The following is a 16,373-nucleotide window of genomic DNA, read 5'->3' on the forward strand; positions in this document are numbered from 1 at the left end:
TCCTACAACGCCGGGCGGTCAGAAGTTGCGGTCACCGCCGAGGATGTCGCCCAGGCCGCCGAGGATCGAACCCTCGCCACGGCGCTGGCCGCCGCCCTGCGGCGCCGCCGCCAGCATGCGCCCGGCCATGCGCGAGAACGGCAGCGACTGCAGCCACACCGTGCCCGGCCCGGTCAGCGTGGCCAGGAACACGCCTTCGCCGCCGAACAACATGCTCTTGATGCCGCCGACCGGCTTCACGTCCATGTTCACCGTGTCGTGGAAGGCGACCACGCAGCCGGTGTCCACGTCCAACCGCTCGCCGGCCTGCAGCTCGCGTTGCACCACGGTGCCGCCGGCGTGCACGAACACCCAGCCGTCGCCCTCGAGCTTCTGCATGATGAAGCCCTCGCCGCCGAACAGGCCGGTGAGGATCTTGCGCTGGAAGAAGATGCCAAGCTGCACGCCGCGCGCGCCGGCCAGGAACGCATCCTTCTGGCAGATCAGCCGGCCGCCGTGGTCGGACAGCTTCATCGCCATCACCGTGCCGGGGTAGGGCGCGGCGAACGCTACCTTGGCCTTGCCCTGGCCGGCATGCGTGAACACCGTGGTGAACAGGCTCTCGCCGGTGATCACGCGCTTGCCGGCGGAGAGCAGCTTGTCCATCAGGCCGCCGCTGCTCTGGCCGCCGCTGGAGCCGTCGCCGAATACGGTGTCCATCTGTACTGCGGCTTCCTTGTACATCAGCGCGCCAGCCTCGGCGATCGCGCTCTCGCCGGGGTCCAGCTCGATCTCGACGAACTGCATGTCGGTGCCGACGATGCGGTAGTCGATCTCGTCGGCGCGGCCGCCACCCATCGTCGCCGGCATCGGCGGCGGCGCCAGCGGCGTGCCGCCGAATTCGGCCACGCTGCGGATCGGCTTCCATTCGGTGAAGCCTTCGCGCCAGCAATAGCCGTCCGGCTGGCGCTGTGCCTGCGCCCGCGCCGCGACGTCGTCGAGCGGGCCGATCCGATCGGTGTTCTTGCCGTAGCTGAAAAACCACTGCGCCATGGTCCATCTCCTGCTGGAAAGGCCCGAGTCTAGGCCGGGAAAGTGCGCTGCGGGAGTGACCGTTGTCATGCCCCACGGGCTAGAATCCTCCGATGCGCGCCTATCTCGACCTGCTCCGCCACGTCCTCGACCACGGCACCGAAAAGACCGACCGCACCGGCACCGGCACGAAGAGCGTGTTCGGCTGGCAGATGCGCTTCGACCTCAACGAAGGCTTTCCGCTGGTCACCACCAAGAAGCTGCACGTGAAGTCGATCGTGCACGAGCTGATCTGGTTCCTGGGCGGCGACACCAACATCGCCTACCTGAAAGAACACGGCGTGCGCATCTGGGACGAGTGGGCCGACGCGAACGGCGACCTCGGCCCGGTCTACGGCCGGCAGTGGCGCGCGTGGCCCACCGCCGATGGCGGCGCGGTCGACCAGATCGCCTGGGTGGTCGAGGAGATCCGGCGCAACCCGGACTCGCGCCGGCTGATCGTCAGTGCCTGGAACGTGGGCGAGTTGCCGAAGATGGCACTGATGCCCTGCCACACCATGTTCCAGTTCTACGTGGCGGACGGAAAACTCAGCTGCCAGCTGTACCAGCGCTCCGGCGACATCTTCCTCGGCGTGCCGTTCAACATCGCCAGCTACGCGCTGCTCACCCACATGGTGGCGCAAGTCTGCGGCCTGGGTGTGGGCGACTTCGTGCACACGCTGGGTGACGCCCATCTGTACAACAACCACCGCGAACAGGCGCGCCTGCAGCTGACCCGCGAGCCGTTGCCGCTGCCGCGGCTGCAGCTCGATCCGGCGGTGCGCTCGATCTTCGATTTCCGCTATGAGGACATCGCGATCGAGGGCTATCAGTCGCATCCGGCGATCAAGGCCGCCGTGGCCGTGTAGCCGCGGCGCAGGAATCTGCGAGGCCGGCATCTCGGCGTTGCCGCCTGTTAAGATCGGGCGTCATCGGCGGCACCGCTCGCGGGCGCCGGCCGTCCCACTGACCATCCAGCCTTCCAAGGATTTGCCATGGCCATTTCGCTGATTGCCGCACTCGACGAAAACTTCGCGATCGGCCGCAAGGGCCAGTTGCCCTGGCACCTGCCCGACGACCTGCGCTGGTTCAAGCAGCTGACCACCGGCAAGAACGTGCTGATGGGCTACAACACCGCGCTGTCGATCGGCCGCGCGCTGCCGGACCGGGTCAACCTGGTGCTGACGCGCCGCCACGAGGCGCCGTACCCGGGGCAGATCACCGTGCGCTCGATCGAGGAGGCGCAGGCGCGCTGCGACAACACCGGCCTGATCGTGATCGGCGGCAGCATGGTGTTCGCCGAAGCGCTGCCGCGCGCGCGCCGCATGTACCTCACCTGGGTGGCCGCCGCGATCGACGGCGCCGACGCGTTCTTCCCCGGCGTGCACTTCAGCGAGTGGACCGAGGTCTCGCGCGTGCACCACAAGGCCGATGCAGAGCACGCCTACGACTTCGACATGGTCGAATACCTGCGCAGCGCCTGATGCCTGCTTCCGTGTCGTGCGCGGTCATGCACGTGATGGCCGGGCTGCTGCTGGATGCCGACGGCCGCGTGCTGCTGGCGCAGCGTCCGCCCGGCAAGCATCTGGCCGGGCTGTGGGAGTTTCCCGGCGGCAAGCGCGAACCGGGCGAGGCGCCGGTGGCGGCGCTGGCGCGCGAACTGCGCGAGGAGCTGGGCGTCACGCTGCAACACGCCGAACCGCTGGTCGCGCTGCCATGGAATTACGGCGAGCGCGAGCTGCTGCTCGATGCCTGGCGGGTCGATGCGTGGGCCGGCGAGCCGCGCCCGCTGGAAGGGCAGGCGTTGCAATGGCAGTTCCCCAGCCTGGTGGACATGGCGATCCTCACCCCGGCGGATCGGCCGGTCCTGCAAGCCCTGCTCGACATGCGCGACACCTGACCCTGTAGGAGCCCGCTCGCGGGCGATGCTCTAGCTCTAGCTCTAGCTCTAGCTCTAGCTCTAGCTCTAGCTCTAGCTCTAGCTCTAGCTCTAGCTCTAGCTCTAGCTCTAGCTCTAGCTCTAGCTCTAGCTCTTGCTCTTGCTCTTGCTCTTGCTCTTGCTCTTGCTCTTGCTCTTGCTCTTGCTCTTGCTCTTGCTCTTGCTCTTGCTCCTGCTTTCGCGCATCCCGAATCCCGGCTTTCAACAGACGAACGTCTGGTCATCCCGGCCTTCAAAGCATCGCCCGCCAGCGGGCTCCTACCGGGCGGCCGCCAGGGCCAGGTAGCGCCGATGCAGGTCGGCGACGGCCTGGTCCAGCGCACTTTCGTCGCCGCTGTTCTCGATCACGTCGTCGGCCACCGCCAGGCGCTCGACGCGGCTGGCCTGGTGCGCCAGCATGCGGCGGGCGAGGGTTTCGTCGATGCCGTCGCGCTCGATCAGGCGCGCGAGCTGCACCGCTTCGGGAGCGTCGATCAGCAGCACGCGGTCGACCCAGCGATAGTGTTCGATGTTCTCGGCCAGCAGCGGAATCGCCAGCAGGCAATACGGCCCGCGTTCGGCCAGCGCGCGCTCGTGCAGCCATTGGCGCACGCGCGGGTGGATGATGGCTTCCAGCGTTTTTCGTGCCGTCGGGTCGGCGAATACGTGACGGCGCATCGCTGCGCGATCCAGCCGGCCCGCATCGTCCAGCACTCCGGCGCCGAACGCGTCGACCACTGCGGCCAGCCCGGGTGTGCCCGGCTCGATTACCTCGCGGGCGGCCACGTCGGCGTCGTGCACGTGCGCGCCCAGCGCCTCGAAGCGCCGCGTCACCGCCGTCTTGCCGGCGGCCACGCCACCGGTCAGGGCAATCACCAGCGCGCGTGGCCGCATGCTCACCGCAGGCCGGTCAATTGCATGTAACCCTGCAGCAGGTCCGCGCCGGCCACGAACCAGACCCAGCCGGCGGCGGCGATGAACGGGCCGAACGGCATCGGAATCTCGCGCTGATGCTTGCGCAGCGCGATCAGGGTGCCGCCGACCAGCGCGCCGATCAGCGACGACAGCAGGATGACCGGCAGCAGCGCCACCGGCCCCATCCATGCGCCCAACGCGGCGAGCAGCTTGAAATCGCCGTGGCCCATGCCTTCCTTGCCGGTGAGCAGCTTGAACGCCCAGTACACGCTCCACAGGCTGAGGTAGCCGATCGCGGCGGCCAGGATCGACGCCGGCGCGGTGACGAACATCGGCAGCAGCGACAGCAGCAGGCCCAACCACAGCAGCGGCAGGGTGAGCTGGTCGGGCAACAACTGGGTGCGGAAGTCGATGCCGGACAGCGCGATCAGCGTCCAGGTCAGCGCCAGCCCCGCCAGCGCCGCCCATGACGGCCCGAATTTCCACACGATCACCACGCTCAGCACGCCGCTGAGCAGTTCCACCAACGGGTACTGGATCGAAATCTCCGCCCGGCAGTAGCGGCAGCGCCCGCGCAGCAGCAGCCAGCCAAGCAGCGGAATGTTGTCCAGCGCTGACAACGGGTGCTTGCAGTGCGGGCAATGCGACGGCTCGCGCACGATGCCCGGCGGCAGCGGCACGGCGTCAGCCTGGAGCTCCAGCACATCCCACGCCTCCTGCCGCCACGCTGCCGCCATGCGCGCTGGCAGGCGCAGGATCACCACGTTGAGAAAGCTGCCCACCAGCAGGCCGAGCACACCGGCCAGGGCGATCCACAGGGCAAGGGGAAGTTCGGGCATGCGTCGGCCTTGCTCTAAAGCCCCTCTCCCGTCGGCGACCCATAGGGAGTCCCCTTGCGGGTGAGAGTGGTGGGGGAGATGGTGCGGTGCCGAGCGAAATTCAAGATCGCCTCAAGCACTGCTCCGGTTTCCTGCAATACCTGATTGTCCCAGAATCTCAGCACAAACAGGCCCTGGCGCTGCAGTGCCTGTGTACGGATCGAGTCGCTTTGCTCATCGTGCTGTGAACCGTCCAGCTCGATGACCAACTTGAGCTCATCGCAGTAATAGTCCGCGACGTAGGGCGGCATGGGATGTTGGCGGCGGAACTTGAGTCCATCCAGGCGCCGGGCACGCAGGTGGTACCACAGCTCGTGCTCTGCGTCGGTGCCGGAGGTTCGCAGCGACTTCGCCGTATTGAGCGTGTGAGTGGGTAGCGGTGGCTTGGGGTTCATCGCTCGATCGTACCCTTTCCCCCACCCCTCTCCCGAGGGGAGAGGGGCTCCAAAGCAGGTGCGGGTTTTCTGAAAGCCCCTCTCCCTTAGGGAGAGGGTGCGGGGTTGCCGCGATGCTCGATTCCCCAAGCATCAGCAACGTCAGGAATCAGAACGTGCCGGCGAGCTTGAAGATCGGCAGGTACAGCGCGATCACCATGCCACCGACCAGGGTACCCAGCACCACCATGATGATCGGTTCGAGCAACGTGGACAGGGTGTCGACCGCGTTGCTGACTTCTTCCTCGTAGAACTCGGCAACCTTGAACAGCATGTTGTCCAGCGAGCCGGATTCTTCGCCGATCGCGGTCATCTGCACCACCATGTTCGGGAACAGCCCGGTCTGCTTCATCGCCAGCTGCAGCTGGTGGCCGACCGAGATGTCCTCGCGCATCTGCTTCACGGCATCGCTGTAGACCACGCTGCCGGTGGCGCCGGCCACCGCGTCCAGCGCCTCGACCAGCGGCACGCCGGCGCGGAACGTCACGCCCAAGGTGCGGGCGAAGCGGGCGATCGCCGAGTTGCGCACGATATTGCCCATCACCGGCATCTTCAGCGCCATGCGGTCGAGGAAGTGGGCGAACTTCACCGAGCGCTTCTTGGCGATGATCAGCGCGGCGACGCCGCCCACGGTCACGCCGATCACCACCCACCAGTAGCTCTGCATGAACTCCGACGCGGTCACCAGCAACTGGGTCGGCGCCGGCAGCTGCGCGCCGGCATCCTGGAAGGTCTTGGCGAACACCGGCACCACGAACAACAGCATGATCAGGCAGACCAGGAACACCACCACCAGCACCATCATCGGGTAGAACAGCGCCTTCTTGATCTTCTTCTTGATCGCTTCCGTGCGCTCCTTGTAGGTCGCCACGGTGTCCAGCACGGTATCCAGCACGCCGGAGGTCTCGCCGGCGTGCACCAGGTTGCAATACAGCTCGTCGAACTGCACCGGGTAGCGCGCCAGCGCCTCGTGCAGCGCCGCGCCGCCCTCGATGTTCTGCTTCACGTCGAGCAGGATGTTCTTGAAACGGATGTTCTTCTGGCCGTCGGCGATGATGTCGAAGGACTGCACCATCGGCACGCCCGACGCCATCATGGTGGCGATCTGGCGGCTGAACACGGCCACGTCGCCCGGCTTGACCGTGCTGCCGGTGGCGCCGAACAGCGGCTTGGCACGCTCGCGCACGGTCTGCGGGTTCATGCCCTGGCGGCGCAGTTCGGCCTTGACCAGCGAGGCGTTCTTCGCCGGCATGTCGCCTTTCATGCGCTTGCCGCGCTTGTCCAGCGCAATCCACTCGTAGGTGGTCAGCTTGCTGACTTCGGCGCGCTGGGCCCCGAGCTCGCGCGCCTTGTTGATGTTCGTTGCGGTAGCCGTGGCCATGCGCATCTTCCCCCAGTGGACCAGTCCCGGAGCCGCCCTATGCGGGCGGCAGACAGTATTTGTGCAGCTTATGCCATTTTTGCGGCGTCAAACCGTGGCGTCGGACGCAAGTTCGGTGCAAAAGGGATCCCATATCCGCCGCTCATTCCTTGGTGACGCGGTCGATCTCGGTCAGGCTGGTCAGCCCCTGCTTCACCTTCAGCAGGGCCGACGCGCGCAGGTCGTTGATGCCGGCGGCCTTGGCCACCTCGGCGATCTGCAGTGCATTGCCACCTTGCAGGATGATCTTCTGGATATCCTCCAGCATCGGCATTACCTGATAGATACCCACGCGACCCTTGTAACCCTCGTTGCAGCTGTCGCAGCCGACGGCCTCGTAGATGGTCAGCCCCGCGTCGATGTCGGCCTGGGTGAAGCCGGCGTCCAGCAGCACCTTGGGCGGCAGCTCGATCGGCTTCTTGCAGTCGTGCAGGCGCCGCGCCAGGCGCTGGGCGATGATCAGGGTCACCGACGAGGTGATGTTGTACGGCGCGATGCCCATGTTCATCAGGCGCGAGATGGTCTGCGCCGCGTCGTTGGTGTGCAGGGTGGACAGCACCATGTGACCGGTCTGCGCCGCCTTGATCGCGATCTCGGCGGTCTCCAAGTCGCGGATCTCGCCGACCATGATCACGTCCGGGTCCTGGCGCAGGAACGAGCGCAGCGCGCTGGCAAAGGTCATGCCGCGCTTCACGTTCTGCTGCACCTGGTTGATGCCCTCGACACGGATTTCCACCGGGTCTTCCACCGTCGAGATGTTGCGCTCGGCGGTGTTGAGCATGTTCAGGCCGGTGTACAGCGACACCGTCTTACCCGAGCCGGTGGGGCCGGTGACCAGCACCATGCCGTACGGCTTGTGGATCGCATCGACGTAGAGCTTCTGCTGGTTCGGCTCGTAGCCCAGCTTCTCGATGCCGATGCGGGCCGAGGAGCCGTCCAGGATGCGCAGCACGATCTTCTCGCCGAACAGCGTCGGCAGCGTGCTCACGCGGAAGTCGACCGCGCGGGTCTTGGACAGGTTGAGCTTGATGCGGCCATCCTGCGGCACGCGCTTCTCGGCGATGTCCAGCTGGGCCATCACCTTGATGCGCGAGGAGATGCGGTTGGCCATCTTCATCGGCGGGCTGGCCACCGCCTTCAGCATGCCGTCCATGCGCAGGCGCACGCGGTACTGCGTCTCGAACGGCTCGAAATGGATGTCCGAGGCGCCGCGGCGGATCGCGTCGACCAGGATCTTGTTGACGAACTTCACCACCGGCGCGTCGTCGTTCGCATTCGCGTCGACGCCGCTGCTCGACTCGCCCTCGTCGTCGCCGCCCTCGATGTCCAGCTCGTCGAGGTCGCCGCCGCCCATGTCGGGCATGGTGTTGCGCATGTTGTTGAGCAGGCTCTCGATCACCCGCTGCAGCGAGCCACGCTCCACCAGGATCGGCTCCACCATGCAGTTGGAGTGGAACTTGATCTCGTCCAGCGCATGCGACTGCATCGGGTCGGCGATGCCCACGTACAGCCGCTTGCCGCGGCGGAACAGCGGCAGCGCCTGGTGCTTGGTGATCAGCGCCTCGCTGATCAGGTCCAGCGGCATCGTGGCCGGGTTCAGCGTGGCCACGTCCATCATCGGCATGCCGAATTCGGCCGAGGCGATCCGGGTCAGCTCGGCGCTGTCGACCAGGCTGCGGTCCAGCAGCCAGGCGCCCAGCGTGGCCTTCTGCTGGCTGCTGTCGACCATGGCCTTGCGGACCACGTCCTCGGGCATTACCCCTTCAGATACCAACCGGCGGGCCATGCCGGACAAGCCCGCGAGCGACGGCTGTAATTGAGATGACATAACCTACTCGACCTTGCCCCTGTATGTTGTTGAATCTACCGCAGTCCGGCGCGCAGGTCACCCATCGTTGGTGGGCAGGGCCGCACAGGTTGACGCAGTGCGCAAACCCACCTCGCGGACCCGCTTGCCATATCGGTCAAGACATCCCGCACGGCCCCTCTCCGTTTGAGCCAGGGACACCAAGCCGGGCCCTCCCTGCGCAGGAACCCCATATCCGGTCCCTCCCCCTGCGTGCAGGAACTCCATATCCGGTCCCTCCCCTGCGTGCAGGAACTCCATATCTGGTCCCTCCCCCTGCTTGCAGGAACTCCATATCTGGTCCCTCCCCCTGCTTGCAGGGGGAGGCCAGGAGGGGGTAAAGCTCTTGATCTCTCGTCCGGACGCAACCCCACCAACCCTCCCCAGCGACCATGGGAAGTCCTTTGAAGGGCGAGCAGGGGAGGAAGCAGCGGGTAGAGCGAGCGCTGCCCGCCGCTCTCGCCGGAATGGTGTTGCCGACAAGGCAATCACTAGGCCCGGTTCCTGGGTGATCCGCGCATCTGCACGGTGCAAGCACGGCCGATGCGCCCGGCTACCTTGATCGCGCATCTCTAGCTCCTTACAATGATATAAGGAACTCGAAGGAGAAGGCCATGACCACCGCCAGCGTCACCAGCAAGGGCCAGATCACGATTCCGGTTGCCGTGCGTGAGGCCATGCATGTGCGTGCGGGGGATCGGGTGGAATTTGTGGAAATCGAGCCGGGCCGGTATGAGTTCATCGCCGCCACGCGCCCTGTGACCGCACTCAAGGGCATGTTCGGCAAAGCGTCCAAACCTGTGTCGATCGAGCAGATGAACGCCGCGATCGCCGCGGCGGGTGCGGCGGCGAAATGATCGGCCTGGATACCAATGTCCTGGTGCGTTACATCATGCAGGACGATACGGCGCAGTCGGCCAAGGCCTCGGCCTTGCTCGACGCGTTGACCGTCGAGGCGCCGGGCTGGATTTCGATCGTATCCTTGATCGAATTGGCCTGGGTGTTGGGCACGGCGTATGGCCTCGACCGCGCGCAGCTCACCGAAGCACTGGAAGCCCTGCTACGCACCAAGGAGTTGATAGTGGAGCGTGCGGAGGTCGTCTGGAAAGCAGTGCGCGTTTACCGCAACTCCAAGGCAGATTTTGCCGACTGCCTGATCGCATGCACCGCTACGTCCGCCGGCTGCGAACACACCATGACGTTTGACCGCGGTGCCGCCAAACATGCCGGCATGAGCCTGATCACCTGACGTCTGGCCGGATTGCCTGACGGGCACCTCGAATAACTCGGTTTTTGTTCGTCATCCCGGCGAAAGCTGGGATTCAGCGACTCCAAGCCCTTGAACAGCCAAGGCACTGGATTCCAACTTTCGTTGGAATGACGGACGTTCGAGGGTTTTCGAAGTTACTTGACGCGATAGGGCAGGCGCCCCGCTGCCCAGCCACCGCGCTGGATGAAGCCCTCAAAAAACCCAACCCCTTCTGCAACCTGCGCCCGGCCTTCACGCTATGATCCCCGCTCCACCCGGGGAGCCGCCTGTTGAATCACCTGAGCATCATCCTGCCCGCCAAGAACGAGGCGCCTGCGCTGGCCACGCTGCTGCCGCGCCTGCGCGCCACGCACCCGGAGGCCGAGATCATCGTGGTCGACGACGGTTCCACCGACGACACCCGCGGCATCTGCGCCAGCAGCGGCGTGCAGTGCCTGTCTTCGCCGTACTCGATGGGCAACGGCGCCGCGATCAAGCGCGGCGCCCGCGCCGCCACGGGTGACATCCTGGTGTTCATGGACGGCGATGGCCAGCACGACCCGGCCGACGTCGCCCGCCTGCTCGACCAGTTGAACCGCGGCTACGACATGGTGGTGGGCGCCCGCGATTGGGGCAGCCAAGCCGGCGTCGGCCGCGGCATCGCCAACACCTTGTACAACTGGCTGGCCACCAAGATGACCGGTCACCCCGTGCTCGACCTCACCTCCGGCTTCCGCGCCGTGCGCGCGGACAAGTTCCGCGAGTTCCTGCATCTGCTGCCGAACGGCTTCAGCTACCCCACCACCAGCACCATGGCGTTCTTCCGCAGCGCCTACCCGGTCGCCTACATTCCGATCAAGGCGGCACAGCGCGTCGGCAAAAGCCACATCAAACCCCTGCGCGACGGCATACGCTTCCTGCTGATCATCTTCAAGATCGCCACGCTGTACTCGCCGCTGAAGCTGTTCGTGCCGGCGAGCGGCCTGTTCTTCCTGCTCGGTTGCGCCAACTACGCTTGGACCTTCGCGCACGAAGGCCGCCTCACCAACGGCAGCACGCTGATGTGGAGCGCTGCGGTGATCGTGTTTCTGATCGGGTTGGTGTCTGAGCAGATCACGGCGCTGACGTATCGCCGAGATGCTTGACTCACAGGGGCTGCGCATCCTGCTCGTGACCCGCAACCTGCCACCGCTGGTCGGCGGGATGGAGCGACTCAACTGGCACATGGCCGATGAGTTGTCCAAGGCAGCGGATGTGCGTGTGATCGGCCCATCCGGTTCCGCCGCCATGGCCCCTGCAGGTGTCATCGTGCGCGAGGCACGGTTGCAGCCACTGTGGAGGTTCCTGCTTCAGGCTCGGGTGCTGGCACGACGCGAGGCGCGGGCTTGGAAGCCTGACATTATGTTGGCGGGTAGTGGACTCACCGCACCCATTGCACGGTCCGCCGCTCGGTTGTGCGGGGCGAAGACCTGCGTGTATGTGCATGGTCTCGACGTGGCGGTGAGGCACCCCGTCTACCGCGCCATCTGGTTGCGCGCGATCCGCAGCGCGGATCGCGTCATTGCCAACAGTCACGCTACGGCCGAACTCTGTCGCAGTGTCGGGGTCGACCCTGCGTGCATCGCTATCGTGCATCCCGGAGTCGATTTGCCCGTCGAGGCTGCCGACAAGGTCGAGCAGGGACCGGAACCGTCATCCCGGCGGAAGCCGGGATCCAGTGCCTTTGCGTCTAGCCTCGTTGTGCCTGGGGGCGCAGCGCGGTTTCGCCAGGCGCACCGCCTCGGTGATCGCCCCCTGCTGTTGTCGGTCGGCCGCTTGTCCACTCGGAAGGGGTTGCGCGAGTTTGTCAGCCACGTCTTGCCACGCATCGTTGCCGCGCGACCGAAAGCATTGCTGCTGGTCGTCGGCGACGCGCCCAGGCAGGCGCTGCACGCCGAGGCGCAAACGCCGGAATCCATCCGCGCCGCAGCCAGAGTAGCAGGCGTCGATGGGCACCTGCTGTTCCTCGGCACTATTACCGACTATGCCAAACTCGGCGCGATCTATCGTGCGTCCGACGTGCACATCTTCCCGGTGCGAGATATTCCCGGTGACCCGGAAGGCTTCGGCATGGTGGCGGTCGAGGCCGCCGCGCATGGTCTGCCCAGCGTGGCGTTCGCCACTGGCGGTATCGTCGATGCCGTGGCCGAGGGGCGCTCCGGGCATCTGGTGCCATCCGGCGATTATGCGGCCCTGTCCGATGCGATCATCGCCGCCTTGGCCGAGCGCGAAAGCCTGAGATCATCGTGCGTCGAGTTTGCACGTCGATTTGCTTGGCCGGAGTTCGGTATGCAGCTACAGCACCATCTGCACTCCATAATGTCAGCCACTTCTACCTCCAGCCCGCGATGACCGTACCACGACCTCAACGCCTACCCCACGTTGCGCTCGATCTGGTCTTGCGTGATCGGGAAGCGCTGAAGATCGAGCAGCTGCTGGACCTGGCCGTTCGCCGGCAGCCGCTGCGCATTCTAGATGGCGTTGGTTACCGCATCTGCATTGAGGCGCTGCGCGAAACCGTGGCCATTGAACAGCCGCGCGTCATGCTTTCGCGGTGGCTTGGCATGGTGCCCGATAGATGGCTGAAACCGTTGCGGGAGATCACCTCGAACTTGATTTATCACCATAGTTGGCGTGGGGCATGATTTCCGTGAACACAAAAAACACCACGCTGGCGACGGTCACGGTCACGTTCAATCCCGACTTGGCACTGCTGGATGCACAGTTGCGTACCTTGCCCGTCGATTGCATGAAGTTCATCGTGGACAATGCATCGCGACCCGATGTGTTCGCCCAGATCGATGCACTGGCAGCTCAGCGGCCGAACATCAGGATCCTGCGCAACGATGCCAACCTTGGGTTGGCCGCAGCGGTCAATCGTGGCGTGCACGCGGCGGCGAGTATGTCTGCACCCGCGACATTTGTGCTGTTGCTGGATCAGGACAGCGAACCGCAGCCTGACAGTGTTGCGACGTTGATGCAGGGTTTTCAGGGTCTTGAAACCAGCGGTCACCGCGTCGGCTGCGTCGGTCCCACGTTGCGTGATCCACAGACAAAGCTCACGCACGGATTTCACCAGCGCACGCGCTGGCGCTGGAAACGAGCATACCCCGCAGTGGATTCCAGGGAACCGGTACCGTGTGCCAACCTCAATGGCAGCGGTACGCTCGTGCGGACGGCATTGTTCGAGCAGCTAGGGGGGCTCGATGAATCCTTTTTCATCGATCACGTGGATACGGAATGGGCGTTTCGTGTCTTGCACGCTGGCTACGGACTGTGGGGCATCCCGAACGCGGTATTCGATCACCGGATGGGCCAGGCCAGTATGCGATTTTGGTGTTTTGGATGGCGGGTGTGGCCATCACGTTCGCCGTTGCGCCACTACTATCTGTTCCGCAATGCCGTAACGTTGATGCGACGCTCGTACGTGCCGCGTGTCTGGAAGTGTTGGGCGGTGGTCAAACTCACCATTACCGCCGGCGTCGCGCTGCTTACTTTCCGCAACGCCAAGGCACAACTTTCACACATGCTGCGAGGCGTGCGCGATGCGTTCGCCGCAAGCCCAGGGAGGGAATGTGACCAGCAGCAGTGACGTCGTTGCGTTGGTGTTGCATTTTCGTACGCCGCAAGCAACGTTGGCGTGTCTCGACGCCTTGCATGCCGACGGCGTCCGACGAGCGGTTGTCGTGGATAATTCCGAAGATGCTGGTCGCTCGGTAGCGGCGATGGCAACGGGCATCGCACGCCTGGAGGCAACCGGATTCGTGATGGAGTGGTTGAGTCCGGAACGAAATCTGGGGTTCGCGGCTGGCGTGAATCACGGCCTGCGGCATATTCGTTCGCAGCGGCATTCCCCTGTACTACTGATCAATTCCGATGCCCGGTTGGCAGCGGGCGCGATGCAACGGTTGGCCAGTTGCCTGTGCGATGCGCCTTTGGCGGTACCGACCGTTGTCGAGGACGGTCCGCAACACATGACTCGGCCGCTGATGGGTTACTACCAACGTGTATTCGCACTGTATTTGCGGCACGCGCATGCTGGAACCGTCGAATACCCAAGCGGATGTTGCCTGCTGCTTGGGGCAGATACCGATTATGAAGGCCTATTCGATGAGGACTTCTTCTTTTACGGGGAAGACGTCATGCTGGGTGCAAGCCTCGCGCAGCGAGGGTTACGCGCAATTTGGGTGCAGGACGCTCTCGTCCAGCATGCGACTTCGACCAGTGCACGGAATGGCTCCTTATTCTACGAATATCACATGGCGCGCGGACACTGGCTACTCGCACGAAAACTTGCCCATAATCGTCGGGAGCGGGTGTTGTTCTTGTTGGCGCGTTGCTGCTCGCTGCCGATGCGAGCCTTCGTTCGCAGTGTGCGCTTACACTCCCTGTGGCCGTGGCAGGGTCTCTGGATGGCGACTGTGGATGTATTGTTAAACCGTTTCCGTGATCTCACTCCTGCATGTAAACGATAAGCGCTTTCGCTTCGCTTCAGTCAGTAGTTAAATAGTAGGATAGAGTCAGAATGTTACTGCTACTTGGCATCCAATTTGCCGGGTAAGCAATCTCCAAGTTTGCCGAGCTCTGCATCCCGAATCGCTTGCCTCAGCAATCTGAACCGGCGTATGCGCTGATATCGGACAGCGATAATCAACGCGGCCAGTAAATATAGAGACCGATTGAGACGGTAAAACAACGCATTTCCTTTGAACGCAGTAAGTGCGAGCCAGTTTCGATTTCTTGCCTCGAAATAAACCCGATGATCATCGAGATAACAAATTCTGCGAAGAAGATTGGAGGTGGTCTCTCCTGCTGCACTCCACGGTGGCTGCAGATCGTCGATTCGAGCCTCAGGCACGAGCATGATTCGGAACCCGTTCCTGGAGAGGCGTGCGGTCCACTCCATGTCATCGCCGTACAGATGCAGCGACTCCATCGGCAGCTCACCGGTATTGAAGACCGCACGCGGCAAGAGTAATCCGCCGTAAACAGTCCACGCGAGTGGAATCAGGCCACTTGGGTCTATTTTCAGCGAAGGTGGGGACCGCAATCGCATGAGAATGTTGATTAAGTTGAAGCCGATGCAACTTCCCCTCGCAGGATATCGTTGCCACTGGGTAGGATCGATTCGTTGCATCTCGGGTAGTGATGGCCGACGGCATGCCAGCAGCGTGGGGATGCTAATGCCTGTCAATCGATACGCTTCCAGCAGTTTCCCGAAACAATCGGGCGCGGGCAAATTGTCGTCATCTAATAGCCAGACGGCATTGCACGACGGATCGCAAAAGGCTGCGCGAATTGCTTCCGAGTAGCCGCCAGCAGATCCTATATTGTGGGTGAAGTTGCGTGAGTCGATCTTGGTGCGACCCCGCAATGCATGGGATTGGATCGTATTCAGGACAGATTGGCTGACGCAGTTGGCAATGACGACAATGCGCTCGATACCTAACGATTCAAGGCGATCAAGAACAAGCCCAAGCTCACGTGACCGGTTGCCGTAGGCGAGCACCGCTACATGGATATTTTTTTGACTCGTGCTCATGACGATGCTTTTTTCGCCAACATGACCAAGTCGCTGCAGGCTCGGAAATCCCGCCATGCTGCGAGCTCAAAGTACATGCCTCGGATCTTGTCTCGGAGTGGCGCGTGCTTAACCCCGAGATACACCGAAGGGCCAGCCTCTCCGCGCATGAGTGCAGCGCTCCCAAGTGACTGGCTGTAGTCGTGGAAGCCGCGCTTATGAAACTCAATTGAGGCGAAACCGTGGTACTCGAATAATCTGCGGAGTGTTGATGGAGAGAACATGAGCAAGTGTTGTGGGGGGTGCAGATTTCCGTAGTTGATACCGAAGTGCGCGTGCATGAGTGAGTCGAGATTGGGTGTTCCAATCCAGACAGTTCCACCGGGCTTGAGCCAGCGATGGATCCGGGAGACGAATGCGTGCGGATCATGCACGTGTTCTATCACTTGGTTCGAGGTAATAACATCAAAACTTTCCGGCGGGAGATCGGCACGGTCGTAGGTGGTGCAGTGAACTTCCAAACCATGCTGCCTTCCTATGGATGCTGCCTGTTTGTCTGGTTCGAGGCCTAGGACGGCCCACCCTGCCGCACGGGCGTTGATGAGAAACTCGCCGTTCCCGCAGCCGATATCAAGCAATCGCTCGCAGGGTGAATGGGGTGGCGGCAGGTGGCGTGCATGCTGATCTTGTTCCCACCGGATCGGTGCGGGTAGGAGGTACATAGCCCAGTATCCCCAGGCCGGAGCCGGCTGCAGCTTGTAGCCATAGCGGCGGTTAAGGTAACCGTTGCGGATGCAATCGCGTAGATTGCCCAGTATGCCGGTTCGCTTGGGCTTCACCGCAGGGGCATGCGTGCTGTAGTTCGCATAGGCTAAGCCGATCGTTTGGCGGGTGGGCCGTGGTGCGAGGTAGCCGAGGCCACAATCGGTGCAGCGATGCAACGACCAACTCCCGGGTGCGCCGAATAGCCTGTCCGTCAAACCGACATGTAGGAGTGTGCGGTGGCGGCTGCCGCAGAGAGGGCAAGCATCGACGGCTTCTATCCCATCTGCTGGCCAGTCACTGGCCTTATTTAGCGTGATGGTGGCATTAATATTCATGTG

General features: G+C 63.5%; 18 protein-coding genes. 10 read left to right on the top strand and 8 right to left on the bottom strand.

Annotated features, from left to right (window positions below; genetic code table 11):
- Positions 1–18: 18 nt before the first annotated feature.
- Positions 19–1,032 carry a TIGR00266 family protein gene (locus R2APBS1_RS04400; RefSeq protein WP_015447029.1) on the bottom strand — a complete coding sequence of 338 codons (1,014 nt, stop codon included), beginning with the start codon at positions 1,030–1,032 and terminating at the stop codon, positions 19–21.
- Between the two features lie 92 nt (positions 1,033–1,124).
- On the opposite strand from R2APBS1_RS04400, the gene R2APBS1_RS04405 reads away from it, so the two are divergent.
- From R2APBS1_RS04405 to R2APBS1_RS04415, 3 genes are all read left to right on the top strand, one after another.
- The gene (locus tag R2APBS1_RS04405) at positions 1,125–1,919 is read left to right on the top strand and encodes a thymidylate synthase (RefSeq protein ID WP_015447030.1); all 795 of its coding nucleotides are present in this window, start codon (positions 1,125–1,127) and stop codon (positions 1,917–1,919) included.
- A 126-nt stretch (positions 1,920–2,045) separates the two neighbouring features.
- Positions 2,046–2,534 carry a dihydrofolate reductase gene (locus tag R2APBS1_RS04410; RefSeq protein ID WP_015447031.1) on the top strand — a complete coding sequence of 163 codons (489 nt, stop codon included), beginning with the start codon at positions 2,046–2,048 and terminating at the stop codon, positions 2,532–2,534.
- The gene (locus tag R2APBS1_RS04415; protein WP_027485879.1) at positions 2,534–2,950 is read left to right on the top strand and encodes an NUDIX domain-containing protein; all 417 of its coding nucleotides are present in this window, start codon (positions 2,534–2,536) and stop codon (positions 2,948–2,950) included. The genes R2APBS1_RS04410 and R2APBS1_RS04415 overlap by 1 nt, the downstream gene beginning before the upstream one ends.
- A 297-nt stretch (positions 2,951–3,247) precedes the next feature.
- Here the strand turns inward: R2APBS1_RS04415 and coaE are convergent, their stop codons facing one another.
- The 5 genes from coaE to pilB form a co-directional block, all read right to left on the bottom strand.
- Positions 3,248–3,862: a dephospho-CoA kinase gene (coaE, locus tag R2APBS1_RS04425; protein ID WP_015447032.1), complete on the bottom strand. Its 615-nt coding sequence runs from the start codon at positions 3,860–3,862 to the stop codon at positions 3,248–3,250.
- Positions 3,863–3,864: 2 nt separating this feature from the next.
- Positions 3,865–4,722 (bottom strand): prepilin peptidase, encoded by an 858-nt coding sequence (locus tag R2APBS1_RS04430; protein WP_015447033.1) that lies wholly within the window; start codon positions 4,720–4,722, stop codon positions 3,865–3,867.
- Between the two features lie 14 nt (positions 4,723–4,736).
- Positions 4,737–5,156 carry an endonuclease domain-containing protein gene (locus R2APBS1_RS04435; protein WP_015447034.1) on the bottom strand — a complete coding sequence of 140 codons (420 nt, stop codon included), beginning with the start codon at positions 5,154–5,156 and terminating at the stop codon, positions 4,737–4,739.
- Between the two features lie 148 nt (positions 5,157–5,304).
- Entirely contained in the window at positions 5,305–6,576 is a 1,272-nt protein-coding gene (locus tag R2APBS1_RS04440; protein ID WP_015447035.1) for a type II secretion system F family protein, read from the bottom strand.
- Between the two features lie 142 nt (positions 6,577–6,718).
- Entirely contained in the window at positions 6,719–8,443 is a 1,725-nt protein-coding gene (gene pilB, locus R2APBS1_RS04445; RefSeq protein ID WP_015447036.1) for a type IV-A pilus assembly ATPase PilB, read from the bottom strand.
- Positions 8,444–9,075: 632 nt separating this feature from the next.
- Here pilB and R2APBS1_RS04450 point away from each other — a divergent pair.
- The 7 genes from R2APBS1_RS04450 (at position 9,076) to R2APBS1_RS19520 (ending at position 14,224) form a co-directional block, all read left to right on the top strand.
- On the top strand, positions 9,076–9,318 hold the full coding sequence (locus R2APBS1_RS04450) for an AbrB/MazE/SpoVT family DNA-binding domain-containing protein (protein ID WP_015447037.1): 243 nt from the start codon (positions 9,076–9,078) through the stop codon (positions 9,316–9,318).
- A complete protein-coding gene (locus tag R2APBS1_RS04455; protein WP_015447038.1) occupies positions 9,315–9,710 on the top strand; it encodes a type II toxin-antitoxin system VapC family toxin in 396 nt (131 codons plus the stop codon). Before R2APBS1_RS04450 ends, R2APBS1_RS04455 begins: the two co-directional genes overlap by 4 nt.
- A 290-nt stretch (positions 9,711–10,000) precedes the next feature.
- Positions 10,001–10,855: a glycosyltransferase family 2 protein gene (locus R2APBS1_RS04460; protein ID WP_008438588.1), complete on the top strand. Its 855-nt coding sequence runs from the start codon at positions 10,001–10,003 to the stop codon at positions 10,853–10,855.
- Entirely contained in the window at positions 10,848–12,101 is a 1,254-nt protein-coding gene (locus R2APBS1_RS04465) for a glycosyltransferase family 4 protein (protein WP_015447039.1), read from the top strand. The genes R2APBS1_RS04460 and R2APBS1_RS04465 overlap by 8 nt, the downstream gene beginning before the upstream one ends.
- Positions 12,098–12,394, top strand: coding sequence for a hypothetical protein (locus R2APBS1_RS04470; RefSeq protein WP_015447040.1), 297 nt, complete (start codon positions 12,098–12,100; stop codon positions 12,392–12,394). The genes R2APBS1_RS04465 and R2APBS1_RS04470 overlap by 4 nt, the downstream gene beginning before the upstream one ends.
- Positions 12,391–13,341 (top strand): glycosyltransferase family 2 protein, encoded by a 951-nt coding sequence (locus R2APBS1_RS04475; RefSeq protein ID WP_015447041.1) that lies wholly within the window; start codon positions 12,391–12,393, stop codon positions 13,339–13,341. The genes R2APBS1_RS04470 and R2APBS1_RS04475 overlap by 4 nt, the downstream gene beginning before the upstream one ends.
- Complete coding sequence (locus R2APBS1_RS19520; RefSeq protein WP_157769697.1) at positions 13,325–14,224, top strand: glycosyltransferase family 2 protein; 900 nt, start codon at positions 13,325–13,327, stop codon at positions 14,222–14,224. Before R2APBS1_RS04475 ends, R2APBS1_RS19520 begins: the two co-directional genes overlap by 17 nt.
- A gap of 59 nt (positions 14,225–14,283) precedes the next feature.
- On the opposite strand, the gene R2APBS1_RS19525 is transcribed toward R2APBS1_RS19520, so the two are convergent.
- Both R2APBS1_RS19525 and R2APBS1_RS19530 read right to left on the bottom strand, forming a co-directional pair.
- Entirely contained in the window at positions 14,284–15,291 is a 1,008-nt protein-coding gene (locus R2APBS1_RS19525) for a glycosyltransferase (RefSeq protein WP_157769698.1), read from the bottom strand.
- Positions 15,288–16,370 (bottom strand): class I SAM-dependent methyltransferase, encoded by a 1,083-nt coding sequence (locus tag R2APBS1_RS19530; RefSeq protein ID WP_015447044.1) that lies wholly within the window; start codon positions 16,368–16,370, stop codon positions 15,288–15,290. Before R2APBS1_RS19530 ends, R2APBS1_RS19525 begins: the two co-directional genes overlap by 4 nt.
- Between the last annotated feature and the right edge of the window lie 3 nt (positions 16,371–16,373).

This window comes from Rhodanobacter denitrificans (genome assembly GCF_000230695.2).
In the GTDB taxonomy this organism is placed as follows: domain Bacteria; phylum Pseudomonadota; class Gammaproteobacteria; order Xanthomonadales; family Rhodanobacteraceae; genus Rhodanobacter; species Rhodanobacter denitrificans.